Source organism: Haloferax sp. ATB1 (assembly GCF_000730175.1).
This window is the reverse complement of the sequence record NZ_JPES01000082.1, coordinates 43,556-69,604: the sequence shown is the minus strand read 5'-3', so window position 1 is coordinate 69,604 and position 26,049 is coordinate 43,556. Positions and strand designations below refer to the sequence as shown.

Annotated in this window: 27 protein-coding genes and 1 pseudogene; 22 read left to right on the top strand and 6 right to left on the bottom strand. The window is 65.7% G+C overall.

Going from position 1 to position 26,049, the window contains the following annotated elements; all coding sequences use genetic code 11:
- Window positions 1-41 precede the first annotated feature (41 nt).
- The 3 genes from ATB1_RS13710 to ATB1_RS13700 form a co-directional block, all read right to left on the bottom strand.
- Complete coding sequence (locus ATB1_RS13710) at window positions 42-557, bottom strand: hypothetical protein (protein WP_042664537.1); 516 nt, start codon at window positions 555-557, stop codon at window positions 42-44.
- A complete protein-coding gene (locus ATB1_RS13705) occupies window positions 557-1,243 on the bottom strand; it encodes a hypothetical protein (RefSeq protein WP_042664533.1) in 687 nt (228 codons plus the stop codon). Before ATB1_RS13705 ends, ATB1_RS13710 begins: the two co-directional genes overlap by 1 nt.
- A 107-nt stretch (window positions 1,244-1,350) precedes the next feature.
- Entirely contained in the window at window positions 1,351-1,638 is a 288-nt protein-coding gene (locus tag ATB1_RS13700; RefSeq protein ID WP_042664530.1) for a DUF5779 family protein, read from the bottom strand.
- Between the two features lie 358 nt (window positions 1,639-1,996).
- On the opposite strand from ATB1_RS13700, the gene ATB1_RS13695 reads away from it, so the two are divergent.
- The 17 genes and pseudogenes from ATB1_RS13695 to ATB1_RS22470 all read left to right on the top strand — a co-directional run bounded on the left by ATB1_RS13695 (window position 1,997) and on the right by ATB1_RS22470 (window position 17,915).
- Window positions 1,997-3,241, top strand: coding sequence for a LeuA family protein (locus ATB1_RS13695; protein WP_241768238.1), 1,245 nt, complete (start codon window positions 1,997-1,999; stop codon window positions 3,239-3,241).
- Between the two features lie 364 nt (window positions 3,242-3,605).
- Window positions 3,606-5,369 (top strand): biosynthetic-type acetolactate synthase large subunit, encoded by a 1,764-nt coding sequence (ilvB, locus tag ATB1_RS13690; protein WP_042664526.1) that lies wholly within the window; start codon window positions 3,606-3,608, stop codon window positions 5,367-5,369.
- Window positions 5,366-6,023: pseudogene (ilvN, locus tag ATB1_RS13685) on the top strand (acetolactate synthase small subunit). Before ilvB ends, ilvN begins: the two are co-directional and overlap by 4 nt.
- Window positions 6,020-7,066, top strand: a complete 1,047-nt coding sequence (gene ilvC, locus ATB1_RS13680; protein WP_042664523.1) for a ketol-acid reductoisomerase — start codon at window positions 6,020-6,022, stop codon at window positions 7,064-7,066. The pseudogene ilvN and the gene ilvC overlap by 4 nt, the downstream one beginning before the upstream one ends.
- A gap of 11 nt (window positions 7,067-7,077) precedes the next feature.
- Window positions 7,078-7,344 (top strand): hypothetical protein, encoded by a 267-nt coding sequence (locus tag ATB1_RS13675; protein WP_042664520.1) that lies wholly within the window; start codon window positions 7,078-7,080, stop codon window positions 7,342-7,344.
- Window positions 7,337-8,758 carry a 3-isopropylmalate dehydratase large subunit gene (leuC, locus tag ATB1_RS13670; RefSeq protein ID WP_042664517.1) on the top strand — a complete coding sequence of 474 codons (1,422 nt, stop codon included), beginning with the start codon at window positions 7,337-7,339 and terminating at the stop codon, window positions 8,756-8,758. Before ATB1_RS13675 ends, leuC begins: the two co-directional genes overlap by 8 nt.
- Complete coding sequence (leuD, locus tag ATB1_RS13665) at window positions 8,755-9,363, top strand: 3-isopropylmalate dehydratase small subunit (protein WP_042664515.1); 609 nt, start codon at window positions 8,755-8,757, stop codon at window positions 9,361-9,363. Before leuC ends, leuD begins: the two co-directional genes overlap by 4 nt.
- Window positions 9,356-10,330, top strand: coding sequence for a 3-isopropylmalate dehydrogenase (gene leuB, locus ATB1_RS13660; RefSeq protein WP_042664513.1), 975 nt, complete (start codon window positions 9,356-9,358; stop codon window positions 10,328-10,330). Before leuD ends, leuB begins: the two co-directional genes overlap by 8 nt.
- A gap of 204 nt (window positions 10,331-10,534) precedes the next feature.
- The gene (glpR, locus tag ATB1_RS13655; RefSeq protein ID WP_042664511.1) at window positions 10,535-11,302 is read left to right on the top strand and encodes an HTH-type transcriptional regulator GlpR; all 768 of its coding nucleotides are present in this window, start codon (window positions 10,535-10,537) and stop codon (window positions 11,300-11,302) included.
- The gene (gene pfkB, locus ATB1_RS13650) at window positions 11,299-12,216 is read left to right on the top strand and encodes a 1-phosphofructokinase (protein ID WP_042664510.1); all 918 of its coding nucleotides are present in this window, start codon (window positions 11,299-11,301) and stop codon (window positions 12,214-12,216) included. The genes glpR and pfkB overlap by 4 nt, the downstream gene beginning before the upstream one ends.
- A gap of 105 nt (window positions 12,217-12,321) precedes the next feature.
- Window positions 12,322-13,449: a fructose PTS transporter subunit IIC gene (gene ptfC / locus ATB1_RS13645; RefSeq protein ID WP_042664507.1), complete on the top strand. Its 1,128-nt coding sequence runs from the start codon at window positions 12,322-12,324 to the stop codon at window positions 13,447-13,449.
- 44 nt (window positions 13,450-13,493) lie between these two features.
- Window positions 13,494-13,958 carry a fructose PTS transporter subunit IIA gene (ptfA, locus tag ATB1_RS13640; protein WP_004970773.1) on the top strand — a complete coding sequence of 155 codons (465 nt, stop codon included), beginning with the start codon at window positions 13,494-13,496 and terminating at the stop codon, window positions 13,956-13,958.
- Complete coding sequence (gene ptsH1 / locus ATB1_RS13635) at window positions 13,958-14,227, top strand: phosphocarrier protein HPr (RefSeq protein ID WP_008093366.1); 270 nt, start codon at window positions 13,958-13,960, stop codon at window positions 14,225-14,227. Before ptfA ends, ptsH1 begins: the two co-directional genes overlap by 1 nt.
- Before the next feature lie 3 nt (window positions 14,228-14,230).
- On the top strand, window positions 14,231-15,928 hold the full coding sequence (ptsP, locus tag ATB1_RS13630; RefSeq protein WP_042664502.1) for a phosphoenolpyruvate--protein phosphotransferase: 1,698 nt from the start codon (window positions 14,231-14,233) through the stop codon (window positions 15,926-15,928).
- Window positions 15,925-16,401, top strand: a complete 477-nt coding sequence (gene ptfB, locus ATB1_RS13625; protein ID WP_042664501.1) for a fructose PTS transporter subunit IIB — start codon at window positions 15,925-15,927, stop codon at window positions 16,399-16,401. Before ptsP ends, ptfB begins: the two co-directional genes overlap by 4 nt.
- Window positions 16,402-16,569: 168 nt before the next feature.
- Window positions 16,570-17,562, top strand: a complete 993-nt coding sequence (gene fba / locus ATB1_RS13620) for a class II fructose-bisphosphate aldolase (RefSeq protein ID WP_042664492.1) — start codon at window positions 16,570-16,572, stop codon at window positions 17,560-17,562.
- A gap of 203 nt (window positions 17,563-17,765) precedes the next feature.
- Window positions 17,766-17,915 (top strand): hypothetical protein, encoded by a 150-nt coding sequence (locus ATB1_RS22470; RefSeq protein ID WP_004043442.1) that lies wholly within the window; start codon window positions 17,766-17,768, stop codon window positions 17,913-17,915.
- Window positions 17,916-17,976: 61 nt separating this feature from the next.
- On the opposite strand, the gene ATB1_RS23915 is transcribed toward ATB1_RS22470, so the two are convergent.
- On the bottom strand, window positions 17,977-18,102 hold the full coding sequence (locus ATB1_RS23915; protein ID WP_277813229.1) for a hypothetical protein: 126 nt from the start codon (window positions 18,100-18,102) through the stop codon (window positions 17,977-17,979).
- 106 nt (window positions 18,103-18,208) lie between these two features.
- Window positions 18,209-18,655 carry a DUF5799 family protein gene (locus tag ATB1_RS13615; RefSeq protein WP_042664487.1) on the bottom strand — a complete coding sequence of 149 codons (447 nt, stop codon included), beginning with the start codon at window positions 18,653-18,655 and terminating at the stop codon, window positions 18,209-18,211.
- Window positions 18,656-18,807: 152 nt separating this feature from the next.
- On the opposite strand from ATB1_RS13615, the gene ATB1_RS13610 reads away from it, so the two are divergent.
- Window positions 18,808-20,031: an HAD family hydrolase gene (locus ATB1_RS13610; RefSeq protein WP_042664482.1), complete on the top strand. Its 1,224-nt coding sequence runs from the start codon at window positions 18,808-18,810 to the stop codon at window positions 20,029-20,031.
- 29 nt (window positions 20,032-20,060) lie between these two features.
- Here ATB1_RS13610 and ATB1_RS13605 read toward each other — a convergent pair whose 3' ends face one another.
- The gene (locus ATB1_RS13605) at window positions 20,061-20,555 is read right to left on the bottom strand and encodes a hypothetical protein (RefSeq protein ID WP_042664479.1); all 495 of its coding nucleotides are present in this window, start codon (window positions 20,553-20,555) and stop codon (window positions 20,061-20,063) included.
- A 405-nt stretch (window positions 20,556-20,960) separates the two neighbouring features.
- Between ATB1_RS13605 and ATB1_RS13600 the strand changes: the two genes are divergently transcribed.
- The 4 genes from ATB1_RS13600 (at window position 20,961) to ATB1_RS13585 (ending at window position 25,996) form a co-directional block, all read left to right on the top strand.
- Window positions 20,961-21,407 (top strand): luciferase family protein, encoded by a 447-nt coding sequence (locus ATB1_RS13600; RefSeq protein WP_042664476.1) that lies wholly within the window; start codon window positions 20,961-20,963, stop codon window positions 21,405-21,407.
- 75 nt (window positions 21,408-21,482) lie between these two features.
- A complete protein-coding gene (locus ATB1_RS13595; RefSeq protein WP_042664472.1) occupies window positions 21,483-22,721 on the top strand; it encodes a mandelate racemase/muconate lactonizing enzyme family protein in 1,239 nt (412 codons plus the stop codon).
- Between the two features lie 954 nt (window positions 22,722-23,675).
- Window positions 23,676-24,629 (top strand): AEC family transporter, encoded by a 954-nt coding sequence (locus ATB1_RS13590; protein ID WP_042664469.1) that lies wholly within the window; start codon window positions 23,676-23,678, stop codon window positions 24,627-24,629.
- Window positions 24,630-25,585: 956 nt separating this feature from the next.
- Window positions 25,586-25,996 (top strand): cupin domain-containing protein, encoded by a 411-nt coding sequence (locus ATB1_RS13585; protein WP_042664465.1) that lies wholly within the window; start codon window positions 25,586-25,588, stop codon window positions 25,994-25,996.
- The last annotated feature ends 53 nt before the right edge of the window (window positions 25,997-26,049 follow it).

Genomic DNA, 26,049 nt, shown 5'->3' with positions numbered 1-26,049 from the left:
GCGTGCGGGTCGGCAGCGCCGGCCGGCCGAACGGGGTCGGCTCAGTCGAGTTCTTCTTGCGGCGGTTCGGCGTCGAGCACGACGAGTTTCAACTTTCGCCCGGCGCGGTCGAAGGCGGCCAGCGTCCGTCGCTCCCACGGGGGAACGGCGAGGAGCACCACGGCCGCGAGGTCGTCGCGCTCCGTGAGTTCGAACGGTCCCTGCGGGTGGGTGAGAAAGCGGGCGCGGCCGCGTCCGGCGGGCGTCCCGAGGTCCATCCCGAAGACGGCGCTCACGGACTGTCCGGCCTCGGCCATGTAGAAGTGGGTAAGCACCGGCGTCTCCGGGTCGAGGCCGAGGTCCTCGTCGAACTCGCCCGCGGGCGTCGGCGCGAGAACGAGGTTCATCGACGTCGGCTCGGCCTCCTCGGCCATATCGAGCAGCACGTCAACGAGCCCTCGCGTGACGTGGACTCGCTGTCGCTCCGACTCGTCGGTCGCCCCGTCGGTCGCGCGGTCAGGCTCAGCCTCGGTGCCGGGCGTGGTCTCGTCGCCCACGGCCGTCGTGTCGTCGGACATCAGTTCGAGAGCATCGAGGTGAACGCTTGGAAGTAGGCGCTCGGGAGGTTTCGTCGGGCGTTGCCGAGTGCGGTCCGGAGCTTGTCGCCCGCGTTCACGGGCACGCCCGCGCCGTGGCCGACGAGCAGCCGCTCGGGATCGTACCGGGAGAGCACGCGCCGCGGCGGGAACGGCCGGAGCATCGGATGGACGCCGAGGTGCTCGCCGCGGGCGCAGAAGTAGCCGACCGTGCCGACCGATTCGGGGATGACGAGCAGGTCGTACCCGTCGTGATAGAAGCCAACCTCCTGCCACGGCGGGACGGAGCGGTCGACGAGACGGAACGCCTCGAAGCCGGAGTCGGCGAGGTCGGCCCCGAAGCGTTCGACGGTCGCGTCGAGTTCGTCGGCGACGCCGGTCATCCACGAGGCGACGTAGACCGGCACTTCGTGGCGGTTGGCGATGGCCGCCGAGTCGCGTTTGTGTCGGTCGAGTCCGACCACGACGCCGGCCACGTCGCCGAACTCGGCGAACAGGTCGTCGACGCCGGGGGAATCGACGGGGTCGAACAGCCACACGTCGCCGTCGACTTCGACGGCGTGACTGGCCCGCTGCATCGTCTCGTCGGGGTATGCGAGCCAGCCGACGCCGTGATCCCATCGGTCGATTTCGCGGAGGTCGGACGTGCCGCGACCTTTCATCGGCATGCCAGTATCGTGGGGCGCGCGGCGCATAAGGACTCTCCCCGCGGCCGATGCGCCCGGTTCTCGCCTCCCGCGTCGGCGCTCGCCGGAGCAACAGACGAGCCGCCCGGTCAGAGGTCGTCCGTGTTGATGTCCACGCCCGGGGGAGAGACGACGAGGAACGTCCGGAAGTGCATCAGCTGGCCGCCCATATCCTTGATGTCGCGTGCGAATCCCGACGCGAGCTTGTTGAGGTCGCCCTCGATGGCGAGAAAGAGGACGTTTCCGCGGGCGACGGACTGGACCCACTCCTCGGGCGGGGTCGACCCGTCGAGGACGCCGAGGACCACGTCACCCTCGGCGTCGTCCTCGTCGAGGTGTTCTTCGGCCGTCTGCAAGTTGAGATTGAAATCGCCCATACCCGCCCGGTTGTCGAGCGACGAGAAAAGGGTTCGGTCGAGTCGGGAACGGCCTCGACGGCAAAAACACGCTCCTTGGTATCACGTTTCACACGACAGTCGCAGTTTGCTCCACGTTTGTCCAGTCGCAAGTGCGCGCACCGGGTGCTAAATTTTGTTTCTAAATTCTATTTAGTTATATTATCGTTCCTGAGCTATCGAACGCCGAGCGAATATATCAAGTCAACATATGTCATGATATCGTATATAGGACGTTTAGGTACAGCGATTAGCCCCGAGAGTGGTTGTCACGCAACACTCACTGAACGTTCGTGATACTGTCGGGGAGAAACGTTTAAATAGGAGTTCGGGCACGTGACTGACACGATGTCTCACAACGACACGGAGGATTCGTCGGGTTCCCCGGCGGGTCGAGTTCTTCCAGGGCACATTAGCCCAACAATCTGAAATCGAAGACGTACGAATCTTCGACACGACACTCCGCGACGGCGAACAGTCACCGCGAACCTCGTTCAGTTACGAGGAAAAGCGCGACATCGCCGAAACCCTCGACGACATGGGTACCCACGTCATCGAGGCCGGGTTCCCGGTGAACTCGGAAGCGGAGTTCGAAGCAGTCGCAGATATCGCTGCTTCGACGGACGCGACGACGTGCGGGTTGGCCCGCGTCGTCGACAAGGATATCGAAGCCGCGCTGGATTCCGGCGTGGACATGGTGCACACGTTCGTGAGCACCAGCGACGTCCAGTTGGCCGACTCGATGCACGCTTCCCGCGAGGAAGCCGTCGAGCGGGCCGTCCGCAGTGTCGAGCACGTCCGCGACGCGGGCGTTGAAGTAATGTTCTCACCGATGGACGCCACCCGAACGGACGAGGACTTCCTCATCGAAGTCGTCGAAGCCGTCTCCGAGGCGGGCGTCGATTGGATCAACCTGCCGGACACCTGCGGCGTGGCGACACCGACTCGCTTCGCCCGCATGGTGGCGACAGTTCGAGAGCACACCGACGCGAGAATCGACGTGCACGCGCACGACGACTTCGGACTGGCGTCGGCGAACGCGATGGCCGGCTTCGAGGCCGGCGCCGCACAGGCGCAGGTGTCGGTCAACGGCATCGGCGAACGCGCCGGGAACGCCGCCTACGAGGAGGTCGTCATGGCCGCCGAATCCCTCTACGGCGTCGACACCGGCATCGACACGACGAAGATAACCGAGCTGGCTCGCGTCGTCGAGGCGGCGTCCGACATCCCGGTCCCGGCGAACAAGCCGGTCGTCGGCCGCAACGCCTTCTCTCACGAGAGCGGCATCCACGCCGCCGGCGTCATCGAGAACGCCGACACCTTCGAACCGGGCGTCATGACCCCGGAGATGGTCGGCGCGACCCGCGAGTTCGTACTCGGCAAGCACACGGGGACGCACTCGGTACGCAAGCGCCTCGCAGATATCGGGTTCGAACCCTCGGACGCCGAGGTCCGGGAGGTCACCCGCCGCGTCAAAGACCACGGCGCGGAGAAAGAACGCGTCGACGACTCGACGCTCGAGGTGTTCGCCCGCGACGTGGGTATCACCCACGAGGACGACACGGAGGAGGAGGTCCGCGCCTGATGGCGCCGGGCTGTGGCCCTACGGGGCGACCGCCCTGCTCGCGTCCGACCTCCCGCGCGGCGTGCAATCGTTGCCCGCCGCGAAAGCATTATTACGGCCGGGACGGACGTGTGGCATACGATGACCTCGCACGACGAACACGCGGTTCGCGCGACCCCGGAAGCCGGGGCCAGCGCCGCCCCCGTCGGTGCGATTCGGTCGCTCATTATTGTAGGGGCATAGCCCCCTACCACACCATCTCTCCGTCCCGCGTATTCGCACCGTTTTCAGACACGTCCGCAGTCCCCACAATGGCGCACCAGCACCACACGCAGTCACCAGACAGTCCGTATCGACGACCGACCACACACCACGGAGCCCACACATGAGCGAACGAACCGCAGCCACGACCGACCCCGACGCGACCGACGGGGCAGACGATTCGACCGAGACACCGACCGAGATCACCTCGGGTTCGACGTCAGTCGTCCGCGCCCTCGAAAACGCCGGCGTCGAGACCGCGTTCGGCGTGCAGGGCGGGGCGATAATGCCCATCTACGACGCGCTGTACCACTCTGACATCCGTCACGTGACGATGGCCCACGAGCAGGGCGCGGCGCACGCGGCCGACGCGTACGGCGTCGTTCGCGGCGACCCCGGCGTCTGCCTCGCCACGTCCGGTCCGGGCGCGACCAACCTCGTGACCGGCATCGCCGACGCGAACATGGACTCCGACGCGGTGCTCGCGCTCACGGGGCAGGTCCCGTCCGACATGGTCGGCTCCGACGCGTTCCAGGAGACCGACACCACGGGCGTCACCGCGCCCATCACGAAGCACAACTACTTCGCCTCGTCGCCCGACACCGTCGGCGACACCGTCGGCGAAGCGTTCGCGCTCGCCGCGGAGGGCCGACCCGGCCCGACGCTCGTCGACCTCCCGAAGGACGTCTCGCTCAACGAGACCGACCGCGAGCCCGGTCCGGCGCAGGCACCCGAGACGTGTCGCGCCCGCACCGACCCGGCCGACTCGCAGGTCGAGGCCGCCGCGCGCGCAATCGAGCGCGCGGAGAAGCCGCTCCTGCTGTTCGGTGGCGGCGTGGTCAAGGCCGACGCGACCGAGGTCGCCCGGCAGTTCGCGACCGAGCACCGGATTCCGGTCGTCACCACGATGCCCGGAATCGGCGCGATGCCGGAGGACCACGAACTCTGCCTCTCGTGGGCGGGGATGCACGGCACCGGCTACGCCAACATGGCCATCACGCACACCGACTGCCTCATCGCGGTCGGCACGCGGTTCGACGACCGCCTGACCGGCGGTATCGACACGTTCGCGCCCGAGGCTGAGGTCGTCCACATCGACATCGACCCGGCGGAAATCTCGAAGAACGTCCACGCGGACTACCCGGTCGTCGGCGACGCCGGCCGCGCCATCGAGCGCGTCGACGCCGAACTCGACGAGGGCCCCGACGCGCGCGAGTGGGTCGACCAGTGTCTCACGTGGAAAGACGAGTACCCGATGGACTACGCGGCCCCGGACAACGAGCCGCTGAAGCCGCAGTTCGTCGTCGAGGCGCTGGACGAGGCCACGCCCGACGAGACCATCGTCACGAGCGGCGTCGGCCAACACCAGATGTGGGCCGCCCAGTACTGGACGTTCACCGAGCCGCGGCGGTGGGTTTCGTCCCACGGCCTCGGCACGATGGGCTACGGCCTGCCCGCCGCAATCGGCGCGCGGGTCGCGGCCGACGACGACGAGACGGTCGTCTGCGTCGACGGCGACGCCTCGTTCCTGATGACGATTCAGGAGCTGTCGGTCGCCGTCCGCGAGAACCTCGACATCACCGTCGCCATCCTGAACAACGAGTACATCGGGATGGTCCGCCAGTGGCAGGACGCCTTCTTCGAGGGCCGACGCATGGCCGCCGGCTACGACTGGTGTCCCCAGTTCGACAAGCTCGCCGAGGCGTTCGGCGCGCGCGGCTGGACCGTCGACTCCTACGAGGAGGTTCCCGACGCCATCGAGGAAGCGCTCGCGTACGACGGCCCCTCGGTCATCGACTTCCACGTCGACCCGGCGGAGAACGTCTACCCGATGGTCTCCTCGGGCGGCGCGAACGGCAAATTCGCACTCTCGGAGGACCAGCTATGAGCGACAATCGGACAGGACTGCAAGGCCCCGCGCCCGACGAGCGGCCACACCCCGACGGCCGACGCAACGCGCAGGGTATCCGCATCGACCCCGAAGCGGAATCGGAACACGAACCGCGGCGAACGGTCTTTTCGGCCATCGTCGAGGACGAACCCGGCGTGCTCTCGCGCGTCGCCGGCCTCGCCGCCCGCCGCCAGTTCAACATCCGAGAGCCTCACCGTCGGCCCGACGACGGTTGACGGTCACTCCCGAATCACGATGGTCGTCGAAGAGCCCGAACCGGGCATCGACCAGATAGAAAAACAGCTCGCGAAGCTCAAGCCCGTCATCTCCGTCGGCGAGTTGGACGACGACGCCGTTCGCGCGGAACTCGTCCTCCTGAAGGTCCGCGGCGAGGACCCCGACAAGGTCCACGCCATCACGGAGATGTACGACGGCCGCACCCTCGACGCCGGGCCGGAGACCATCACGGTCCAACTCACCGGCGACGAGCGCAAGATAGACGACGCCGTGGACGCGTTCCGGCGGTTCGGCATCATCGAAATCGCCCGGACCGGCCAGACCGCGCTCGCTCACGGCTCGAAGAAGACCGTCCCCGGAGAGGAACCCGGAACCTCCGGCGAACCCACCAAACCCAACACAAACACGCAATGACAGAACTCACCACGGAAGTTTACTACGACGACGACGCCGACCGCTCCCAAATCGACGACAAGACCGTAGCCGTCATCGGCTACGGCAGTCAGGGCCACGCCCACGCACAGAACCTCGCCGACAGCGGGGTCGACGTGGTCGTCGGCCTCCGCGCGAACTCCTCGTCCCGCGACGCCGCGGAAGCCGACGGCCTCCGCGTCAAAGAGCCGGCCGCGGCGGCCGCCGAGGGCGACATCGTCTCGATTCTCGTCCCCGACACCGTCCAGCCGGCGGTGTTCGAGGAGATTCGAGACTCCCTCGAGGCCGGCGACACGCTCCAGTTCGCCCACGGCTTCAACATCCACTACAACCAGATTCGGCCCCCGGAAGACGTCGACGTGACGATGGTCGCGCCGAAGTCGCCGGGTCACCTCGTCCGCCGCAACTACGAGGCGAACGAGGGGACGCCGGGTCTCATCGCCGTCTACCAGGACGTGACGGGCGACGCCAAGGAAGAAGCGCTGGCCTACGCGCACGGCCTCGGCTGCACCCGCGCGGGCGTCATCGAGACGACGTTCCAAGAGGAGACCGAGACCGACCTGTTCGGCGAGCAGGCCGTCCTCTGCGGCGGCGTCACCTCGCTGGTCAAGCAGGGCTACGAGACGCTCGTCGACGCGGGCTACTCCCCCGAGATGGCGTACTTCGAGTGCCTGAACGAACTGAAGCTCATCGTCGACCTGATGTACGAAGGCGGGCTCGGCGAGATGTGGGACTCGGTCTCCGACACCGCCGAGTTCGGCGGGCTGACCCGCGGCGACCGCGTCGTCGACGAACACGCCCGCGAGAACATGGAGGAGATTCTGGAGGAGGTCCAAGACGGCACCTTCGCACGCGAGTGGATTCTGGAGAACCAGGCGGGCCGCCCGTCGTACTCCCAGCTCAAGGACGCAGAAGAGAACCACCACATCGAACAGGTCGGCGCGCCGCTGCGCGACCTGTTCGCGTGGGCCGACGACGAAGAAGAAGCGGACGCGGAGAAAGCCGAAGCACCGGCGGACGACTGAACACGACACCAATGACACGCGACGACACGACCGACCGAATGCGAGACATCAGCCACACGAACCCCTATACGGGCGAGACGTTCACCACGGTCTACGAGCGCGGCCCGGCCGTCACCGACGGCGGACAGAGCGACGCGACGCCCGCGACGGACACGGACGCGACCGAGACCGAGACGATGGGCGACGTGGACCACACGCCCCGCAACGGCGAGGGCGCGAACCAAGTCTGGGAACGCGGCCACGACGACCGCGTCGTACCGGGTGACGGACATGAGTGAGGGAACGCTGTACGACAAGGTCTGGGAGGAACACACGGTCTCGGAGCTTCCGACCGGCCAGACGCAGTTGTTCTGCGGCCTGCACCTCATCCACGAGGTGACGAGCCCGCAGGCGTTCGGCATGCTGCAGGAGCGCGACCTCGAAGTCGCCTACCCGAACCGGACGCACGCGACGGTCGACCACATCGTCCCCACGTCGGACCAGTCGCGGCCGTTCCGCGACGACGCCGCAGAGGAGATGATGGCCGAACTCGAACAGAACGTCCGCGACGCCGGCATCAACTTCTCGGACCCGACCTCGGGCGAGCAGGGTATCGTCCACGTCATCGGGCCCGAGAAGGGACTCACCCAACCCGGCATGACTATCGTCTGCGGCGACAGCCACACCTCGACCCACGGCGCGTTCGGCGCGCTCGCGTTCGGTATCGGCACGAGCCAGATTCGCGACGTGCTGGCGACCCAGACGGTCGCGATGGAGAAGAAGAAGGTCCGGAAGATCGAGGTCACGGGCGAGCTCGGCCCCGGCGTCGAGGCCAAGGACGTCATCCTCGAAATCATCCGTCGCCTCGGGACCGAAGGCGGCGTCGGCTACGTCTACGAGTACGCCGGCGAGGCCATCGAGAACCTCGACATGGAAGGCCGGATGAGCATCTGTAACATGTCCATCGAGGGCGGCGCTCGCGCGGGCTACGTCAACCCCGACGAGACCACCTACGAGTGGCTGAAGGAGACCGAGTACTTCCAGGAGAACCCCGAGCGGTTCGACGAACTCAAGCCGTACTGGGAGTCCATCCGCTCCGACGAGGACGCCGAGTACGACGACGTCGTCACCATCGACGGCTCCGAACTCGAACCCGTCGTCACGTGGGGGACCACGCCCGGACAGGGCGTCGGCATCACCCAGCCGATTCCGGCCCCGGAGGACCTGCCCGAGGAGAAGCAGGACACCGCCCGGATGGCGCAGGAGCACATGGGCGTCACGCCCGGCGAGACGATGGAGGGCTACGAAATCGACGTGGCGTTCCTCGGCTCGTGTACCAACGCCCGGATGCCCGACCTCCGCCGCGCGGCGGGAGTCGTCGAGGGACGACAGGTCGCGGACGGCGTCCGCGCAATGGTCGTCCCCGGCAGTCAGCGCGTCAAGGCCGCCGCGGAGGCGGAGGGTCTCGACGAGATATTCACGGAAGCCGGCTTCGAGTGGCGCGAGGCGGGCTGTTCGATGTGTCTCGGCATGAACGAGGACCAACTGGAGGGCGACGAGGCCTCCGCGTCCTCGTCGAACCGCAACTTCATCGGTCGGCAGGGGTCGAAAGACGGCCGCACCGTCCTGATGAACCCGCGCATGGTCGCCGCCGCGGCCGTCACCGGGCACGTGACTGACGTGCGCGAACTGAAGGAGGTGAGCGTCGCATGACCGACGAGATTCCCGAAATCGACTCCGCGTCCGGCTCCGGCGTTCCCATCCGCGGCAACGACATCGACACGGACCAGATCATCCCGGCGCGGTTCATGAAGGTCGTCACGTTCGACGGCCTCGGCGAGTTCGCGTTCTTCGACCAGCGCTACGACGAGAACGACGAACCCAAAGACCACCCGATGAACGAACCGCAGTTCCAGGACGCCTCCATCATGGTCGTCAACGCCAACTTCGGCTGTGGCTCCTCTCGGGAGCACGCCCCGCAGGCGCTCATGCGCTGGGGCATCGACGCCATCATCGGCGAGTCGTTCGCCGAGATTTTCGCGGGCAACTGCCTCGCGCTCGGCATCCCGACGGTCACCGCCGACCACGACACCATCACCGAACTGCAGGACTGGGTCGACGAGCACCCGGACGCAGACATCGACGTGGACGTGGAAAACGAGACGGTCACCTACGGCGAGAAGACCGTGGACGTGACCGTCGACGACGCACAGCGGAAGGCGCTCACCGAGGGCGTCTGGGACACGACGGCGCTCATGAAGTCGAACGCCGACGCGGTCGCCGAGAAAGCCGCTTCCCTGCCCTACGTCGATGACTGAGGAAATCGTCGTCATCCCCGGCGACGGCATCGGCGCGGAGGTCATCCCGGCGGCGGTTGACGTGCTGAAGGCCGTCGGCGACTTCGAGTTCGTCGAGGCCGACGCCGGCGACCACGTGAAGGAAGCCACGGGCGAGGCGCTCCCGCAGGAGACCTACGACCTCGCCGCCGAGGCCGACGCGACGCTGTTCGGCGCGGCCGGCGAGACCGCGGCGGACGTTATCCTGCCGCTTCGGACCGCGGTGGACTCCTTTGTCAACGTCCGCCCGGCGAAGGCCTACCCCGGCGTCGACGCGCTCCGACCGGAGACGGACCTCGTCTTCCTCCGGGAGAACACGGAAGGCGTCTACGCGGGCCACGAAGACCGCCTCTCTGACGACCTCTCGACGCTCACGCGCGTCGTCACCACCTCGGCGTCCGAGCGACTCGCCGAGTACGCCTGCGACTACGTCGGCGGCGAGGGCGGCAGTTTCCAGGTCGCCCACAAGGCGAACGTGATGCGCGAGACGGACGGTCGCTTCCGCGACGCCGTCGTCTCCGTCGCCGACGAGCGCGGCGTCGAGGCAGAGGAGGTCCTGATGGACGCCTTCGCGACGCGCGTCTGTCTCGACCCCACGCAGTTCGACACCGTCGTCTGTCCGAACCTCGCGGGCGACGTGCTCTCGGACCTCGCCGCCGGCCTCGTCGGCGGCCTCGGACTGCTCCCCTCGGCGAACATCGGCCCGGACGCCGCGCTGTTCGAACCGGTTCACGGCTCCGCGCCCGACATCGCCGGCGAGGGAGTCGCCAACCCCGCGGCGACGATTCTGTCCGCGGCGATGCTGCTCGACTACCTCGACTACGAAGCGGAGGCCGACCGCGTTCGGTCGGCCGTCGAGGGCGTCCTCGCCGACGGGCCGCGCACGCCCGACCTCGGCGGCGACGCCTCCACGGAGGACGTGACCGCCGCGGTTCTCGACCGACTCTGAGCGTCGGCGACCCACCGAATCGGCGGTTCGACGTTCGTTTCGAGCGTTCTCGTTTTCGTTTTTGATCGTTTTCTCACCAACGAACACGCCGTTTTCGTTCTTGTGTGGGATTCAGTCTATTTCGAACAGATACGGGCGGAATCCAACATAAACAATTAACACTACTCCCCGACCTACCTTCCACCTAACGAGGAATCGCTACCGATGTTACCAGCAGAGCGCAAACGCCGCATCGTCGAACTCGTCTCCGACTCGGACGGCCGGTCGGTCGAGTCGCTGTCCGACCACCTCGGCTATTCGAAGGCGACGATACGACGTGACCTGCGCGAACTCGAAGACCGTGGGCTCATCGAGCGGTCGCACGGCGGAGCCGTCCCCGTGACCTCCGTCGGGCGCGAGCAGACCTACGGGCAGAAGGAAGTACAGAATCTCGAAGGGAAACGCGCGATCGCCGACCGCGCGGTCGAGGAACTGGCCGAGGGGCAGGTCGTGTTCTTCGACGCCGGGACGACCACGATGGAGGTGGCGCGGAAGGTTCCCAAGGACGGGACGATACTCGGCGTCACCAACTCGCCGCGGCTCGCCATCGAACTGAACGAGGAGGACAACGAGGTCAAACTCACGGGCGGGACGCTCCGCCGGCGGACGAAGGCGCTCGTGGGGCCGACCGCGGAGTCGTTCATGGAGCGGACGAACTTCGACCTGCTGTTCCTCGGCACGAACGGGTTCGACGTCGAATCCGGCCTCACGACCCCGAACGAGGACGAAGCGCGGATGAAGGAACTGATGGTCGAGAAGGCCGCGAAGGTCGTCCTCGTCGCGGACCTCTCGAAGCTCGGCCGACGGAGCTTCGTCCAGTTCGCATCGCTCGAACAGATTGACCTGCTTATCACGGACGGCGAACTCGACGCCGACTCGCGCGAGGAGATAGAGAGCGCGGGCGTCACCGTCGTCGACGGAGTTGCACGATGATTCTCACAGTCACCCCGAACCCAGCAGTAGACCACACGATTCACTTCGACGAACCGCTTCAGCCCGGCGTCGTCCACCGGACCGACGACGCGGTGTTTACCGCGGGCGGCAAGGGTATCAACGTCGCCAAGTACGTCTCGGCGCTCGATGCCGACGTGACCGCCTCGGGCTTTCTCGGCGGCCACTTCGGGAAGTTCGTCCGCGACCGACTCGACGCCGACGGCATCGCCTCGGACTTCGTCACCGTCGACGCGGACACGCGCCTGAACACGACCGTGCTCGCGGAAGACGGCGAGTACAAACTCAATCACAACGGCCCGCAGATTCGTGCAGCCGACGTGGACGAACTCGTCGAAACCGCGCAGGCGAACGAGCCGGACACGCTCCTCGTCGGCGGCAGCCTCCCGCCGGGGATGTCGCTCGCCGACGTCGATAGACTCGCCCGCGCGGGCGACTGGCAGATAGCGGTGGACATGGGCGGGGAGTACCTCGCCGAACTGGAGGCCGACTACTACGTCTGCAAACCCAATCGCTCGGAACTCGCGGCGGCGACGGGTCGAACTGTCGAGACCGAAGCCGACGCCATCGAGGCCGCCGAGGAACTTCACGCGCGCGGGTTCGAGTACGTGTTAGCCTCGCTCGGCGCGGACGGCGCGCTCCTCGTCACCGACAGCGAGGTCCTCTCTGCGCCTGCGCTCGACGTTGAGGTCGTGGACACAGTCGGCGCGGGCGACGCCGTCATGTCCGGGTTCCTCGCCGCGCGCGAACACGGACTGTCGGACGCCGATGCCCTCCGAATGGGCGTGTTGACCGCGTCCCGCGTCGTCGGGGTCGCTGGCACCCGCGTTCCGAACCTCGAAGACGTGCTGACGAACGAAACGCACGTCGAGGTGACGACCGTTCGGAGCCGGTGATTCTCAGATGAACGTTTGTTAACGATCGAAACGCTCAGTAACGTTCATATTCGAAAGGGTTTTTGAGCACATTTGCGTACGTTCTTTCGTAGGGGTGGCAACACTATGGCAAACGACGCAGAAGACGCAGTTCGGTCCTACCTCACTTCGGTGAAGGAGGACCTGATGACTGGGGTATCGTTCATGATTCCGTTCGTGACCATCGGCGGAATCTTCCTGGCGCTGGGCTACGCGGTAGCCTCGCTTTCGAACAACGTACAAGACGTATTCAACAGCACGGGGACCGCCGGCTGGTTCCTCGCGCAGATCGGCGTCGCTGGGCTGACGCTGATGGTTCCGGTCCTCGGCGCGTACATCGCGTACGCCATCGCCGACCGACCGGGCCTCGCACCGGGGTTCATCCTGTCGTACATCATCCAGCAGGGCAACGTCCTGCAGGCCGCCGGTGACGTCATCGGCCTTCAGGGCGGCTCCGCCGGCGCGGGCTACCTCGGCGCTATCGTCGCCGGGTTCCTCGCCGGCATCGTCGCGCGCTGGTTCAAGCAGCGCGACGTGCCCGAGTTCATCGCGCCGATGATGCCCGTGCTCCTCATCCCGGTGGCGACCACCGCGGTGCTCACGCCCGTCATGCTGTTCGTGCTGGGCGTTCCGATCTCCATCGCGAACGCGGGGCTCACCGCGTTCCTGAGCAACATGCAGGGCGGCGGCCAAGCCATCGTTCTCGGGGCCATCCTCGGGGCGATGATGGCGGCCGACATGGGCGGACCCATCAACAAGGTCGCCTACGTGTTCTCCGTCGGCCTCATCTCCGAGGGCGTCACCGCGCCGATGGCCGCGGTCATGATCGCGGGGATGGTCCCGCCCATCGGCCTCGCGCTGTCGAACTTCATCGCGCCGCAGAAGTACGCGGCCGAGATGTACGAGAACGCCAAGAGCGGCGTGCTCCTCGGCTTCTCCTTTATCACGGAGGGCGCGATTCCGTACGCGGCCGCCGACCCGGCCCGCGTCATCCCGAGCGTCGTCGCCGGCAGCGCCGTCGCCGGCGCGGCCTCGATGGCGCTCGGCGTGAACATGCCGGCTCCGCACGGCGGCATCTTCGTGGTTCCGCTGTCGAACCAGCCGTTCATGTTCATCGCGTGCATCCTGCTGGGCTCCATCGTGACCGCCGTCATCGCGACGGCTATCAAGCCGAACTTCGACGCCAAGGTCGCGGCCCAGAGCTCCGACGACTGACCACACCGAACTAATCTTTCCAGACTCGAACGAAGTACAATACAATGGACGTCACTGACATCAGCACCATCACACCGCTCGAACTGATCTCGCTCGAAGAGCCGCCGGCGACGAAGGAGGGGGCCATCGAGTTCCTCCTCGACCTCGCCGTCGACGCCGGCCGCGTCGACGACCGCGACGCCGCCCTCGACGCCCTCCTCGAACGCGAGGAGGAGGCGACGACCGGCGTCGGCTTCGGCATCGGCATCCCGCACGCGAAGACCGACGCCGTCTCGAAGCCGACGGTCGCCTTCGCGCGCTCGACCGAGGGCATCGACTTCGACGCCATGGACGACAAGCCGGCGAAGCTCCTGTTCATGATTCTCGTCCCCGCGGCGGGCGGCGAGGACCACCTGCAGATTCTGAGCGCTCTCTCGCGGTCGCTCATGCACGAGGACGTGCGCGAGAAACTCCTCGAAGCCGAGAGCAAGCAGACCGTTCAGGACGTGCTCGCCGAGGTGGTCGAGTGATGGAGCGGACCGTCACGGTCGTCCCCGAAGACGGGCTTCACGCCCGCCCGGCCTCGCAGTTCGTCGAGACCGCGAACGAGTTCGACGCCGACATCCAGCTCGGCCGCGCCGACGAGGACGACCTCGTCCCCGCCGCCAGCATGCTCGCCGTCACCGGTCTCGGCGTCGGCCACGACGAGTCCGTGCGCCTCGTCGCCGAGGGTGACGACGCGGAAGCGGCACTCGACGCCCTAGAGGACATCCTTTCGACGCCCGAAGCCAAACAGTAAGCCATGACCGAACGAACCCTCTCCGGCATCGGCGTGACACCGCTTTCGGGCGTCGGCACCGTCGTCTGGTACCGACCGGACGCCGACCTCCCCGAGCCGCCGGCCGCCGAAGACGTGGACGCGGAGGCCGAACTGGCGCGCTTCGAGGACGCCCGCGCGGCCGCCGAAGACGAACTCGAAGCCGAGCGCGAGCGGACCGCCGAACGCGTCGGCGAGGAGGAGGCCGCGGTGTTCGACGCGCACGTCCAGTTCCTCAACGACCCGCAGATAACCGACGGCGTCACCGACGCCATCGAGGGCGGGCTCCCGGCCGAACACGCCGTGCAGGAGACGTTCTCCGAGTTCGTCGAGCAGTTCGAGAACATGGGCGGTCGCATGGGCGAGCGCGCCGACGACCTCCGCGACGTGCGCGACCGACTCGTGCGCGTCCTCTCGGACGGCGAGCGCGTCGACCTCTCGTCGCTGCCGGAGGGGAGCGTCGTCGTCGCGGAGCGACTCACGCCGAGCGACACGGCGCAACTCGACCCGGAGCGCGTCGCCGGCTTCGTCACGGTGACGGGCGGCCGCACCTCCCACGCGGCCATCTTCGCGCGCTCGCTCGCCCTGCCGGCCATCGTCGGCGTGGGCGAGGAACTCCAGTCCGTCGAGGACGGCGCAGAAGTCGTCGTCGACGGCGAGTCGGGCGACTTCGTGGTCGACCCGAGCGACGAGCGCAAGGAGGCCGCCGCGGCCGCCGCCGACGTGGACATCCGACACGAGTCGGTCGAGACCGCAGACGGCGTCGAAATCGAGGTCGCCGCCAACATCGGCACGCTGGCGGACCTCGGGCCAGCGGTCGACCGCGGGGCCGACGGTGTCGGTCTATTCCGCACCGAGTTCCTCTTCCTCGACCGCGAGTCGCCGCCGGACGAAGACGAGCAGTACGAGGCGTACGTGGAGGCGCTCGAATCGTTCGACGGCGGGCGCGTCGTCGTCCGGACGCTCGACATCGGCGGCGACAAGCCGGTCCCGTACCTCGACCTGCCGGACGAGGAGAACCCGTTCCTCGGCGAGCGCGGCATCCGCCGGTCGCTCGGCCCGGACGCTGACCTCTTCGAGACGCAGGTCCGCGCGCTCTTGCGCGCGGCGGCCAGCGCCGACGGGGCGAACCTGTCGGTGATGCTCCCGCTCGTCTCGACGGTCGAGGAGCTTCGCGCCGGCCGAGAGCGGTTCGAGTCGATTGCGGCCGACCTCGACGCCGAGGGCGTCGAAAACGAACTGCCCGAGTTCGGCATCATGGTCGAGACGCCCGCCGCGGCGTTCATGGCCGACCAGTTCGCGCCGCACGTCGACTTCTTCAGCATCGGGACGAACGACCTCGCGCAGTACGTGATGGCCGCCGAGCGCGGCAACGAGCGCGTCTCGGACCTCGGCGACTACCGACAGCCGGCGGTCCTCCGCGCCATCGACGCCACCGTCTCGGCGACCGAGGGCGAGGACTGCTGGGTCGGCATGTGCGGCGAGATGGCCGGCGACCCGGACCTCACCGAACTGCTCGTCGGGCTCGGCCTCGACGAACTGAGCATGAGCGCCGTGACGGTGCCGCAGGTCAAGGCGGCCGTCGCGGAGACCGACACCGCGGACGCCCGCGAACTCGCGGAGCGCGTCCTGCAGGCCGACACCAAGGCTGAAGTCGCGGAAATCCTTACACTAGACCAATGAAACTCGTCGCAGTCACATCCTGTCCGACCGGAATCGCACACAGCCAGATGGCGGCCGAGAACCTCCTGCAGGCCGGCGAGCGCCTCGGCCACGACATCGACGTCGAGGTCCAGGGCGCGATGGGCACGCAGGACGAACTGTCCTCGGACGCCATCGCCGAGGCCGAGGCGGTCATCATCACCTCGGACACCTCGGTCAGCCGAGACCGCTTCGACGGCAAACTCGTCATCAAGGGGACGGTCAAAGACGGCGTCAACAACGCCGAAGCCGTCGTGAAGAAGGCGGTCGAGCTCGCCGAGGCCGGCAAGACCGGTTCGGTCACGTTCGGAAGCGGCGACGACGGAGAGGACGCCGAGGCCGACGACGGCACCGACGACTCGTCCGGCGACGCCGCGGAATCGGACGAACCCGTGCGCCGCGGCGGCGACCCCGAAAAGGGGCTGTTCGCCCGGCTGAAGAAGCTGTTCTCGTAACGCCGCCGACGGTTTTCCTGTTTTTTCGCTCGCCCGCCAGCGGCGGCGCTCCGCGCCGGCCGACGAAAATTAACTCGAACGCGAACAAACGAAAACGTGCAGAATCGAAACTCGCTTCCCATACATTATTAGTCTCGCAGTCGTTGACGAAACCGAGGTGAACGCATAATGCCGTTCTACGGCGGGGAGGAACTCGCCACAGTGTACGACGAGGCGCTCGACGAAGGATTCGGCCTCATCGCGAGTAACATCGCGGAGCCGAACATTATGATGGGTCTCATGGAGGGAGCCGACCGGATGGACTCGGACCTCCTGTTGCAGATGAGCGGTGGGGCCTGCCGGTTCGCCGGTGACGGCGACGCCGTTGCGGGCCTGAAGGCCATGGGGAACTACATCGAGACCATCGCCGAGCGGTACGACATCGGCGTCTTCCTCAACATGGACCACCAGACGGACCTCGAGTTCATCGAGCAACAGATCGAACTCGACATCCCGTCGTCCATCATGATCGACGCCTCCCACGAGCCGTTCGACGAGAACGTCGAGACGAGCCGCGAGGTCGTCGAGATGGTGGAAGCCGCGGGCTCCGACGTTCTCATCGAGGCCGAACTCGGCCAGATCAAGGGCGTCGAAGACGAAATCGAGGCCGAAGAGGCGTTCTACACGGACCCCGAACAGGCCGTCGAGTTCGTCGACAAGACGGGCGCGGACCTGCTCGCCATCTCCGTCGGCACGCAGCACGGCGTCGCCAAGGGCAAGGACCTCGAACTCCGCCCGGACCTCGCAAACGACATCCGGCAGGCCCTGCGCGACCACGGCCTCGACACGCCGCTCGTCCTCCACGGCTCCTCGGGCGTCCAGCCCGACCAACTGCAGGAGATGCTCAAACACGGCATCTGCAAGGTCAACAAGGACACCCGCTACCAGTACGAGTACACGCGCACCGCCTACGACCTCTACAGCGAGGACCCCAACGCCATCGTCCCGCCGGAGGGCGTCGAGGACGCCCGCGACACGTTCTTCAACGAGACCGAGTGGTCGCCGAACAAGGACGTGTTCGACCCCCGCGTCGTCGGTCGCGACATCCGCGAGCGCATCGCCGACGTGCACGCCGGGCTGACCGAGGTCTCCGGCAGCGCCGGCCAGTCCCTGTTCAAGTAACCCGCGCGGGCGGTGATTCGTTCACCGTCGAGCGTTCACCGCGTCCGCACGGCGGACCGGTACCGGTTGTCGTCTCTACCCGGCACTCCGCCGGCTTTTCGTTTCGATACGTGTCCCGCCCAGCGGCGGCGCTCTCGATGCTCGATAGCGGTCGAATCCGACGCCCCACGTCGCTTAAGGTGTCACGCGGCGTGGGTGTAGGTATGCCGCAGATTCACCTCGACGACGAGACGGTCGCCCGACTCGACGCGCTCCGCGAGGACGACGAGGAGTACGACGACCTCATCAACGAACTGATGAACATCTACGAGGCGAGCGAGCGGACGCTGTTCCACGCCGGCGACGAGTACTGAGCCGTCGCCCCCGACGCTCGGCCGTCCAGCCGGCCGATTCGTGTTCGCTCGTGGTGGTCCGTTACGAACCGAGCCACCGCGCGAGGGCTCCCGCGAGGAGCACCAGTGCACCGGCGATAAACGTGCCGGGAATCGGAAGTACGAACAGGAGTCCACCGAACGCGAAGACCAGCGTTGACGGTCTCATCTAGCAGCGACGTTTCGCTCGCGCCTGTTACTAATTGTGGCCCTCGAAGGGAATGTCGGCACCGGGGCCAAATGAGTGCCGCCGCCACCGCCGGCCGGTTGCCCCGCTATTCGAGGTAGCTGACGCGGACCTGATTCCACTTGCCCTTCTTCTCGAGGTGGTCTTGGAGCGCGTCCGCGTACTCCTGTGTGAGTCGTTCCGCGTCCTCGAGTTTCTCCTGTTCGCCCTTCTTGCCGCCGCCGCCCATCCCGAGCGCGCCCTTGATGGAGTCGACGATGCCGCCGCCGCCCGACGACGAGTCGTCTCCCCCGCCGCCCATCGCGCCCATCTGACTGCGGATGTTGTCGAGTTCGGGGATAATCTGCGGGACTTTCTCCGTGTCGGCGACGATGCGCGCCTCCTCGGGGTCGTCCGCGTTCTCGATTTCGAACTCGGTCGCCGTCATGATGAGACCCCACTCCTGACTGTTGAACCGGGAGTTCATCACCTGCTCGTTGAACTCGCGGTCCACCGTCATTCGGTCGCCGACGATGCTGTCGGTCCAATGTGCCATGTGCACACGTCGTCGGCCGGTCGGTATCAGAGTTGCGGGGCCGACCGGCCCCGGAGGCGACCACGTCCAAGTCAGCCGTGAGGGCGTAGAGACGCGCGGGGCGGATTCGCCTCCCACGCGGGTTTAATGCGGTTGGGTGACGACCCCGAATCATGGAGCGGTACGACCTCCTGTACAGACTGTACGGGAACTTCGACGCGGACGCGGTCCGGGACGCACAGGACTTCGTCGACCTCTTGCCGCCACTCGGTTCGCCGGTGGCGCTGTCGCACTGGCAGGCGGTCGACGACGAACTCACGGCGAAGAAAGACCGCATCCGCCGGGCGCTCTCCGACGGCGACCGCTACGCCGAACTCGCCGCGCGCGCGACGCGGGACCAGGCGTTCACCGCCCTCGACCTCTACACGAAGTACGGCCGGGCGGTGAACGCACTCGTCCTCGACGTGGACGAGACGCTGCGCTCCGCGGGGCAGACGGACAACGAGATTCCGCGCGAGGTGCTGCACCTTCTCACCCAGTTCCACGAGCGGGGCGTCCCCATCGTCATCTGCACCGGCCAGACCTTGGAGAACGTCAAGGGGTTCGCCATTCAGGGATTGGGCAACGAACTCGTCCACTCGGGGAACGTGAGCATCGTCTACGAGGCGGGTACCGGCGTCTTCACGCCCGGCCACGGCCCCGACACGAAGCGCCTCCTCTACGAGACGCTCGACGACCCGGTGCAGTCGGTCTTCGAGTCGGTTCGCGGGCGCGTCATCAGCGACCTGCCCGACGCGCTCCGCGGCGGCGTTCACCTGCAGGGCAACGAGTTCAACGTCACGCTCAAGCCGAACTTCGAGACCGGCAGCGACGACGCAGAGGAAGTCATCGACGGCGCGCTCGTCTACCTGCTCGACCTCCTCGGTGAGGCGCTCACCGACGACCCCGCCGGTCCTGACTGGGCGCGGGCGTACTTCGCGGAGCGCGACCCGGAGATAGCGGGCGTGCTCGATGACCGCGACGCGCTCCCCGACTCGGAGGCGGCGGAGATTCCCGAGGGCGTGCGGCGGACGCTGGAGCGCGTGACGGTCGCGTACTACCACGCCGACGCCGCGGAGCTCTCGGCGGTCGACCTGAACAAGGCGGCGGGCGTCCGCGCCGCGCTCGACGTGCTCGGGGTGGACGACCCGTTCGTCCTCGTGATGGGCGACTCGAAGTCCGACCTCGACGTGATGACGTGGGCCGCCGAAAACGAGTGCGGGCTCGCGGCCGCCCCCGAACACTCTTCTCCGGGTGTGCTCGAACACGTCCGCGAGACCGACGAACTGGTGTTTCCCCGCGGCGACGCCGCCTCGGTGCTCCGGACCGCCTACGCCCTCAATCTCTTAGTCGACTGAGGTGGCCGCGCCGTACCGGCGTCTGGTGACTACACCGTGCACACTCCGATGTCGTCACCCGAGTCGTCGGTGGTCGAACCGTCGTTCGTGGAGTCGTCCGTGCTGTCGTCGCTCGAATCGTCGGACGAGTTCTCATCGGTCGAAGTGTCGTCAGACGAGTCGTCGCTGTCGTCGTTCGAGCTCGAACTGCTACGCTTCTTCGAGGACTTCTTCGTCGTCGAGTCGGTGTCGTCGTCGGCGTCGGTTTCGACCGTCTCGAACGCACCGGTCGCGCTCTCGGAGTCGTCGTCGGACGAGTCGCCGTCGGTATCGTCAGCGTCGCCCGAGTCGTCGCCGACGACGGGCTCTTCTTGGATTTCAGGTTCCTCGTCCGGCGCGTCGTCGTCGCCGGGGTCGGTTACGTCGGCGCCGATACTTCTGTCGGTGTCGTCGTCGGGAGCGGGCGTATTCACGCCGCCGGAGAGGAGGGCGAACACGACGATGACGAGGACGACGGCACCGACGCCGAGTTGGCCGAGGTTCATCGCGCGGCCTCCCGGGAGTCGAAGTCGGGACCCTGTGTCGGTACATCGGTGGCAGTCAGAGACATGGTTCGTCCCGTTATTTGCGTCCCGAGGGTTTCGTTACGAATCGTCTACTCCGGGTGCCGCCGCAGTTCGGGATTTCGTCGGTCGGAGGGCGCGTCCCGCGACGGGGCCCCGACGCGAAGTCGTCGCGGGACACGAAAATTCGCGTTCCTAACCCGTGTTAATCCGCGAATACCGCGTCGGTCTGAGTGTCTATTTTCGGTTGATTCTCTCCGTGAACTGAATGTCCGGAAATCCTGTGGTTATCGCCCGACTACGGAGTGTTTGACGGACGGTGCCCGGTCGCCACCTCCCGCCGGTCCGACTTCGCAGTTATCTCCTCGGGACGCGTACATTCACCGAATGACTACCTCCATCGACAGAATCGTCTCGCGGGTCTCGCGGTGGCCCGGCGTCGAGACCGCGCCGCACCGCTTCGGGGGAACGGAGTTCGTCGTCGCCGGCCGGGAAATCGGCCACGTCCACGACGCCGGCGTCGTCGACCTCGCGCTCACGAAGCGCGTCCGCGACGTGCTCCTCACCGACGGCCTCGCGGACCCGCACCACGTGCTCCCCGACTCGGCGTGGGTGACCTACCGCGTCCGGAGCGACGCCGACGTGCCGGGCGCGATGCGCCTGCTCAGACTCGCGTACCTCTGGCGACTGCTCGCGCTCCGCCGCCGGGGCGTCGACCTCGACCCGACAGTTGACCCCGACACCGACCTCCGGCGACTCGACCTCCCCGCCGACCTCGACGCGCTCGTCCGAGAGACGTTCCGCGACGCGCTCGACCGACGCGCGCTGGTCTGACTCGTTCCCGCGGGTCACCGAGCGACGGCTGTCTCGGTCGGAAAACTTTACTAATCTACGAGTAAACCTATCCACATGGGTAAGAACTACGCGGAGTTGCACGATCCGAACGCGGAGTACACGATGCGAGAGCTGTCGGCGGAGACGATGGGCGTGACGGCCAAGCGCGGCGGCGGCCGCGACGTCGAAATCACCGACGTGCAGACGACGATGGTCGACGGCAACTTCCCGTGGACGCTCGTCCGCATCTACACTGACGCGGGCGTCGTCGGCACCGGCGAGGCTTACTGGGGCGCGGGCGTGCCCGAGCTCATCGAGCGCATGAAGCCGTTCGTCATCGGCGAGAACCCCCTCGACATCGACCGTCTGTACGAGCATCTCGTCCAGAAGATGTCCGGTGAGGGCTCCGTCGAGGGCGTCACGGTCACCGCCATCGCGGGCATCGAAATCGCGCTGCACGACCTCGCGGGCAAGATTCTCGACATTCCCGCCTATCAGCTTCTCGGCGGGAAGTACCGCGACAAGGTTCGCGTCTACTGCGACTGCCACACCGAAGAGGAGGCCGACCCCGAAGCGTGCGCCGACGAGGCAGAGCGCGTGGTCGACGAACTCGGCTACGACGCGCTGAAGTTCGACCTCGACGTGCCGTCGGGCTTCGAGAAGGACCGCGCGAACCGCCACCTGCGCCCCGGCGAGATTCGGCACAAGGCCGAAATCGTCGAGAAGGTGACAGAGCGCGTCAAGGACAAGGCGGACGTGGCGTTCGACTGCCACTGGACGTTCTCGGGCGGCAGCGCCAAGCGCCTCGCCGCCGCGCTCGAAGACTACGACGTGTGGTGGCTCGAAGACCCCGTCCCGCCGGAGAACCTCGACGTGCAGGAGGAGGTCACGAAGTCCACGCTCACGCCCATCACGGTCGGCGAGAACCGCTACCGCGTGACGGAACTGCGCCGCCTCATCGAAAAGCAGGCCGTGGACATCGTCGCGCCGGACATGCCGAAGGTCGGCGGAATGCGCGAGACGCAGAAGATCGCGGACGTGGCGAACCAGTACTACGTGCCGGTCGCGATGCACAACGTCTCGTCGCCGGTGGCGACGATGGCCTCCGCACACGTCGGCACGGCGATTCCGAACTCGCTGGCGGTCGAATACCACTCCTACGAGCTGGGCTGGTGGGGCGACCTCGTCGAGGAGACGGTCATCGAGGACGGCTACATCGAGATTCCGGAGAAGCCGGGTCTCGGCGTGACGCTGGACATGGACACCGTCGAAGCGCACATGGTCGACGGCGAGACGCTGTTCGACGAGGCGTAAGCTTCGGCGAACCGGTGAATCTCTGATTCACCTCGTTCGACGAGGAGTGAAACGACTCGTCGAGCCAGCAGCACGGAGTGCTGCGCTGTTCGACGAGGCGTAAGCCGAAGTCGAGTCAGTCGAGCTTCGCTCGACGTAATTCGACGAGGAGTGAAACGCCTCGTCGAGCCAACAGACGCTACGCGTCTGTTATGTTCGACGAAGCGTAAGCCGGCGAGTTATTCATCAATTGAGTATGTTTTCTGGACCCGGGTTCTGCTGTCGCGCCGAATGAGATTGTTCGGAATCACCGAGACGAGACTGCGGAGGGTAATTCGACTCTTGCGGCCCCAGGTCGTCCAGTTTCGACGGTAGTAATCTCACCAGCAATTCGTTACTATACTTTTCACGGTGATACGTGACTACGATAATCGTGGTTTATAAACCATTATGGACAATGGGGCGGGGGTGCATGCGCTCCGAGTACGATACCGCTCGACTTGTCGGGCCTACCTATGTAGACCGAACATGGAATTAAAATTGTTCAATTTAAACCATACCGCCATCTAGGTGGGGTCCCTTCAAAATATTTAGATAATTTAGATAACTCAAATAATTTCAATTCTATACGTAGTTTAGAGATATGTGGGTTCCATCGGCTCTAGTAAGCCAATTTAATTTATTAAAATAAACAGTGGCATAGCCGTATCTACTGATTTAATGTGTATTCTAGTTTCCCCCACGCGGATAAAAACTCAGTAATAGAACAATACTGACGATGAGTGGTTGACCTTGGCCACCATCCGAATATCGGTTTGTCTGTTAGCGTGACCACGGTTTCCGGCCTACACGTAACGGTCTCCGATACTATTTATACCAGAAGCGATATGGGAGTGACATGAGCCGACAGCGACAGCGCAGAGTGTTAGTCGAACTTTCCAGACCGCCGAGCCAACCCGCCGCGGAGGACAACGCATGTCGTTGACGGGGGCGTTCACGAACGCGATTCTCCCGATTCTCGGCGTCGCCGTCGTCGGCTATCTCCTAGCGCGAACGACAGACATCGACGTTGGACCGATAAACACGCTCGGACTGTACGTGCTCATCCCGGCCTTGGCGTTCCACAGCATCGCCACGACGACTCTCGACGGCGGAGAAGTCCTCAAACTCGGCGTCGGCGTCGTCAGCTACGCACTCCTCATGATCGCCATCGCGTGGGGCGTCGGCCGACTCGCCGGCGAGTCGGGTCCGCTCCTCGGCGCGCTCATGCTGGCGGCGGCGTTCCCGAACTCGGGATTCGTGGGCATCCCGCTTTCCGGGTTCGCCTTCGGCGAGGTCGGACGAACGACAGCCGTCATCTACCTCACTATCCAGAACCTCGTGGTCTACACCCTCGGCGTCTACATCGCGTCGAACGGCTCCGATAGCGGAGTCCTCGATGCCGTCACCGAGATATTCCGACTGCCACTGCTGTACGCCATCATCGCCGGCGTCATCGCTCGCGCACTCAACCTCGTCCCGCCGGTCGACTCGGCGCTCATGGAGACCGTCGGACTCGTCGGCGACGCCTCGATTCCGGTCATGTTGCTCATTCTCGGTATCCAACTGTCGGAGACTAACGTGTCCGTCATATCGCGGTCGCTCGCGCCGACGGCGCTGAAACTCGTCGTCGCGCCGCTCGTCGGGTTCGGCCTCGCGCTCGCGTTGGGGTTCGGCGACCCGACCGTCGCGAAGGTGTTCGTCCTCGAGTGTGCCACTCCCGCCGCAGTCATCCCGCTGGCGCTCACCATCGAGTACGCCGACGAGACGGCGGTCGACGGCATCACCGCCCCGGAGTATCTCAGCACGACCATCTTCACCACCACCGTCGCCAGCGTCGGCGTCCTGACCGTCCTCGTGGCGGTCTTGCAGGCGGGCGCGCTGTTCTGAGCGGCCCGATGACGACGGAGCGACTTCGTTAACGACGGTATTCGGCACTTTTGCCGACGCTATACCGAACTTCACATTTCGAAAATGCTGTTTTGGGCTCTCTACTCGCGTTTCATCTGCGCCCTCGAATGACGGTCTCATCGCCCGCCGCGGAGCAGTTCGGTTGAGATCTCGTAAACGGACTGTACCCGCGCGACGGTCGCTTTTCCCGCGGGACTCGCGGGAGCGCTAGCGTCACGAAGGGTCTCACGCCTATACGGAACGTATCGTACAGAACTGGGTGGTTGACCCCACGACTGACTTCTCCTCGTCTCGTAAACCGCGGACGCTGAGGAGCGGTGGTGAGTAAATATTACAGACATATGGGTGTAATGGGTCCGTCACGGACCTACAATTGTAATGTCTATCGAAGACACGGGCCGATCACTGGCGCAGAGAGTCTCCACCCTCGTGACCCCGCGTTAGATTTTCGATATGAAAATGAATGTTCGAGGGCTATTCGGTTCGTCACCACATCACACGCATTCGACGCGCGAACAACGGCTGTCGTCGTTGGTCGTCCCCCGTCCCGTCCGCGTGAGTAGAACAGTCGCTCGGGACCAACGAGCAGGAAATCCCCGTACGTCGGTCTGATTCCACTCGTTCTCGGAGCGTCCGTCCCTCAGTCACCGCCCGATTCCGTCACGGTTTGCCCCGCGATTGTATTGGTCTATTAATAATTTACAATACGCGAACGAAACGGAGCGTCCACGTGACCGCCACTGACTCGAATAGTGACGAATCGCCGTGTGAAGCCACCTACCACTAGTTCAGTCGCGTTGTTCGTTGGCTTCGGCTCTACGCCACTATTTTCCTCTCGAAAACAGCGTGCATCGCCCGCGAACGCTCGACGAACTTTTGACCGCGTTTCGGCCACCAAAATATTTAATAATTGATACTGTTTGACTCAACACGTCATGGTATCCGAAAAGCGGTTCGTCCAGGCGGACGACGTAGAGACGATTCAACTGGACTGGGGAACGCTGAAGTGGATGAACACGCCCGAGGTCACCGGCTCGGAGGGACTCAGCGCCGGTGTCGTGTTGCTCGAACCCGGGAAGGGCCACGAGCGACACACGCACCCCGACAGCGAGGAGATACTGTACTTCCTCGGCGGCGAGGGCGAACAGACCATCGAAGACGAGACCCGGACGGTCGGCGCGGGCGACATGGTTCACATCCCCAGCGGCGTCGAACACAGCACCATCAACACCTCGTGGGAGCCGCTTCGCTTCCTCGCGGTGTACTGCCCGCCCGGTCCGGAGGCCGTGATTCGCGAGGACGACGACGCGACGGTCTTCCCGCCCGGCGAGTTCCCGGGCAACTGATTCGCGCGGACCAGCGCCTTCTTATCGAGACCGGTTCGGTCGAGGCGGTCACC

Bases quoted from the DNA above. Each gene is read 5' to 3' on its own strand.
- ATB1_RS13710 (WP_042664537.1), bottom strand. From the start codon at position 557: ATGTCCGACGACACGACGGCCGTGGGCGACGAGACCACGCCCGGCACC.
- ATB1_RS13705 (WP_042664533.1), bottom strand. From the start codon at position 1,243: ATGCCGATGAAAGGTCGCGGCACGTCCGACCTCCGCGAAATCGACCGA.
- ATB1_RS13700 (WP_042664530.1), bottom strand. From the start codon at position 1,638: ATGGGCGATTTCAATCTCAACTTGCAGACGGCCGAAGAACACCTCGAC.
- ilvB (WP_042664526.1), top strand. From the start codon at position 3,606: ATGAGCGAACGAACCGCAGCCACGACCGACCCCGACGCGACCGACGGG.
- ilvC (WP_042664523.1), top strand. From the start codon at position 6,020: ATGACAGAACTCACCACGGAAGTTTACTACGACGACGACGCCGACCGC.
- ATB1_RS13675 (WP_042664520.1), top strand. From the start codon at position 7,078: ATGACACGCGACGACACGACCGACCGAATGCGAGACATCAGCCACACG.
- leuC (WP_042664517.1), top strand. From the start codon at position 7,337: ATGAGTGAGGGAACGCTGTACGACAAGGTCTGGGAGGAACACACGGTC.
- leuD (WP_042664515.1), top strand. From the start codon at position 8,755: ATGACCGACGAGATTCCCGAAATCGACTCCGCGTCCGGCTCCGGCGTT.
- leuB (WP_042664513.1), top strand. From the start codon at position 9,356: ATGACTGAGGAAATCGTCGTCATCCCCGGCGACGGCATCGGCGCGGAG.
- glpR (WP_042664511.1), top strand. From the start codon at position 10,535: ATGTTACCAGCAGAGCGCAAACGCCGCATCGTCGAACTCGTCTCCGAC.
- pfkB (WP_042664510.1), top strand. From the start codon at position 11,299: ATGATTCTCACAGTCACCCCGAACCCAGCAGTAGACCACACGATTCAC.
- ptfC (WP_042664507.1), top strand. From the start codon at position 12,322: ATGGCAAACGACGCAGAAGACGCAGTTCGGTCCTACCTCACTTCGGTG.
- ptfA (WP_004970773.1), top strand. From the start codon at position 13,494: ATGGACGTCACTGACATCAGCACCATCACACCGCTCGAACTGATCTCG.
- ptsH1 (WP_008093366.1), top strand. From the start codon at position 13,958: ATGGAGCGGACCGTCACGGTCGTCCCCGAAGACGGGCTTCACGCCCGC.
- ptsP (WP_042664502.1), top strand. From the start codon at position 14,231: ATGACCGAACGAACCCTCTCCGGCATCGGCGTGACACCGCTTTCGGGC.
- ptfB (WP_042664501.1), top strand. From the start codon at position 15,925: ATGAAACTCGTCGCAGTCACATCCTGTCCGACCGGAATCGCACACAGC.
- fba (WP_042664492.1), top strand. From the start codon at position 16,570: ATGCCGTTCTACGGCGGGGAGGAACTCGCCACAGTGTACGACGAGGCG.
- ATB1_RS22470 (WP_004043442.1), top strand. From the start codon at position 17,766: ATGCCGCAGATTCACCTCGACGACGAGACGGTCGCCCGACTCGACGCG.
- ATB1_RS23915 (WP_277813229.1), bottom strand. From the start codon at position 18,102: ATGAGACCGTCAACGCTGGTCTTCGCGTTCGGTGGACTCCTGTTCGTA.
- ATB1_RS13615 (WP_042664487.1), bottom strand. From the start codon at position 18,655: ATGGCACATTGGACCGACAGCATCGTCGGCGACCGAATGACGGTGGAC.
- ATB1_RS13610 (WP_042664482.1), top strand. From the start codon at position 18,808: ATGGAGCGGTACGACCTCCTGTACAGACTGTACGGGAACTTCGACGCG.
- ATB1_RS13605 (WP_042664479.1), bottom strand. From the start codon at position 20,555: ATGAACCTCGGCCAACTCGGCGTCGGTGCCGTCGTCCTCGTCATCGTC.
- ATB1_RS13600 (WP_042664476.1), top strand. From the start codon at position 20,961: ATGACTACCTCCATCGACAGAATCGTCTCGCGGGTCTCGCGGTGGCCC.
- ATB1_RS13595 (WP_042664472.1), top strand. From the start codon at position 21,483: ATGGGTAAGAACTACGCGGAGTTGCACGATCCGAACGCGGAGTACACG.
- ATB1_RS13590 (WP_042664469.1), top strand. From the start codon at position 23,676: ATGTCGTTGACGGGGGCGTTCACGAACGCGATTCTCCCGATTCTCGGC.
- ATB1_RS13585 (WP_042664465.1), top strand. From the start codon at position 25,586: ATGGTATCCGAAAAGCGGTTCGTCCAGGCGGACGACGTAGAGACGATT.